General features: G+C 72.9%; 3 protein-coding genes. All 3 read right to left on the bottom strand.

The window, feature by feature from the left end; translation table 11 throughout:
- Window positions 1-483, bottom strand: a 483-nt coding sequence (locus HMPREF0975_RS06795; RefSeq protein ID WP_049939555.1) for an L-threonylcarbamoyladenylate synthase, incomplete at its 3' end; no start/stop codon positions are given.
- Between the two features lie 126 nt (window positions 484-609).
- Entirely contained in the window at window positions 610-1,323 is a 714-nt protein-coding gene (locus tag HMPREF0975_RS06790; protein ID WP_009233403.1) for a response regulator, read from the bottom strand.
- A 126-nt stretch (window positions 1,324-1,449) separates the two neighbouring features.
- A partial coding sequence (locus tag HMPREF0975_RS06785; RefSeq protein WP_009233402.1) for an ATP-binding protein occupies window positions 1,450-2,652 on the bottom strand: 1,203 nt, incomplete at its 5' end.

Genomic DNA, 2,652 nt, shown 5'->3' with positions numbered 1-2,652 from the left:
GGCGGCGTCGGTCGCGGGCGGCGCACCGGTGGGATTGGCGGAGGTGACGGCCAGCGGCCCGCTGCGGCGCAGGAGGTCCAGGGCGAGCCTGTGGTCGGGCATGCGCACGGCGATGGAGCCGACGCTCTCCCCCAGGTCCCAGGTCAGGGCCGCATCGGCATCGAGGACGAGGGTCAGCGGACCGGGCCAGAAGGCCTCCATGAAGGCTCGGGCGGCCTGCGGCATCTGGGCGACGACGCCGGTCAGGTCGGCGGGGTCGGCCACGAGCACCGGCGGGGGCATCTGGCGCCCGCGCCCCTTGGCGGCCAGCAGTCGCTCAACCGCCCCGGCGTCGGCGGCCTCACACCCAATGCCGTAGACAGTGTCCGTGGGCAGGATGACCAGCCCGCCCGCACGTAGGTGCTCGCAGGCCGGTTGGAGGGGGTCGGGGCGGGAATGAGCGGTGCTCGCGGAGGGCTGCGGGGGGTGGCTCACGTCCCGCATCCTGCCACGGATCGGGTCGGCTACGGGACACTGAGGCGGTGTGGGCCGGGACGCGATGTCAGACCGTCACCTGCAGCGGTCGCCCATCGTCCGCATGTGCTCCGAGCTCTCCGAGCTGCACCCCGCCTACACGATGCGGCGGGCCACGGCCCAGCGGGTGAGCTCGTTGCGGTTGGACAGCTGGAGCTTGCGCAGAACCGCGGAGACATGGGTCTCGACGGTCTTGACCGAGATGAACAGCTCGGAGGCGCATTCCTTGTAGGTGTATCCGCGGGCGATGAGGCGCATGACCTCGCGCTCGCGCACCGAGAGCCGATCGAGCTCGGTGTCGGCCACGGCGACCTCGCCCGTCCCGGTTCCGAAGGCATCCAGGACGAAGCCGGCCAGGCGCGGGGAGAAGGCAGCATCGCCGGCGGCCACGCGCCGCACGGCCTGGGCCAGGTCCTCGGTCGAGATGGCCTTGGTGACGTAGCCGCGGGCGCCGGCCCGGATGACGCCGACGACATCGTCGCTGGCGTCCGAGACACTCAGGGCCAGGAAGCGCGTCTCGGGGACGTCGTGACAGGAGACGACGACCTCAGCCCCGCCCCCGCCATTGCCTCCGGGCAGGTGGACGTCGAGCAGAACGACGTCGGGCCGCAGGGCGTGGACGGCGGCAATGGCGCCCTCAACGTCGTCTGCCTCGGCGACGACGTCCATGTCGGGGGCGTGCGCGGTCAGCTCGGAGCGCACTCCGGAGCGGACCAGGGCGTGGTCGTCGACGACCAGGATCCGCAGGGGCGCGCCCGCCGAGGCTGGCGGGCGGTTGTCTGATGGGGTACCAGCGGGGGTGTCAGCCATGGGGTCTTCCTGGTGGTGACGTCGGTGCGGTGAAGGGCGTAGTGAAGGATGCGGGAAAGAACGGGGGACGAGAGGCTTGTCAGGGGCAGGGTATGCCGGAGCCAACGATAGATGGGGGCGGCGGGATCAGGTGGGAAGGGACAGGACCACCTCCGTGCCGGTCTCCAGACGGCGCACCCGCGCGCTGCCGCCGTGACGCTCCATGCGGGCGATGATGGACTGTCGCACGCCGTGGCGGTCCTCGGCGATGGCGTCGAGGTCGAAACCGGGACCGCGGTCGCGCACGAATACCTCGAGGCGCTGGTCGCCCGCCTCGACGTAGAGGGAGACCGGCGGGGCGCCGTGGCGCACGGCGTTGGACAGGGCCTCGCGGGTGGCTGCGACGATGACCTCGGTGTCGCGGTCGGGGGCGCGGTCGCCGACGCACACGACGTCGACGGCCACGCCGTGGCGGTCCTCGATCTCGCCTGCCAGGTCGGTGAAGGCGTCCGCCACGGAGGTGCCCGGCGCGGGACGGTCGGTGTAGAGCCAGGCGCGCAGCTCACGCTCCTGGGAGCGGGCCAGGCGGGCGACCGTCTCGGGCTCCTCGGCGCGCTTGCGGATGAGGGTGAGGGTCTGGAGGACGGAGTCGTGCAGGTGGGCGGCGATGTCGGCGCGCTCGGCCTCGCGGATCTCGGCGGCGCGGGTATCGGCCAGGGCCCGGTTGGTCCGCAGCCACAGGGGTGCCAGCACCACGCCGATCCCCGCCACGAGTGCCCCTCCGGTGACGAGCCCGGAGATGAGCTTGTAGGGCGAGCTGTCCGCGGCCACCCACACCAGGATGCCGACGACGGCCAGGCACACCCCGCCCGCGACCCGTAGAACAGCGCCCAGGTTGCGGTCCGGGCCCACCAGGTTGTCCATCTGGGACCAGGCCAGGGCGGCACCGGCGATGATGACGATGACGATTCCCACAGCGCCGACCCGGTCGAGCAGTCCGAATCGCCAGGAGGCCAGGAAGAGGGCCGCCAGGATGAGGGAACCGCCGTCGATGACCGTCTGCGACAGGCCGGAGACGGAGCCGCCCTCGGCGGCTTCGCTCCCGGCACCCCCGGTCCCCCTGTCATCCGTGGCGCGGGCGGCCAGGCGGGCCCGGGAGACCGGCGAGGCCGACCCGGATCCCGTCGGGCTGCTCTCCCCGGGCAGCGTCGCCCACAGCAGGGCGTAGAGGAGGGCGCCCGCGCCGCCCCCGAGCGCGAGGACGACCATGGCCGCGCGGATGTAGCGCACGGGGATTCCCAGGTGGAGGCTCAGTCCTGCGCAGACCCCGGCGATGCGGGCGGGCTTGCG

The organism is Actinomyces sp. oral taxon 849 str. F0330 (assembly GCF_000239715.1).
Lineage (GTDB): Bacteria > Actinomycetota > Actinomycetes > Actinomycetales > Actinomycetaceae > Actinomyces > Actinomyces johnsonii.
The sequence above is the reverse complement of the archived record's forward strand: the minus strand, read 5'-3'. Positions and strand labels throughout refer to the sequence as shown.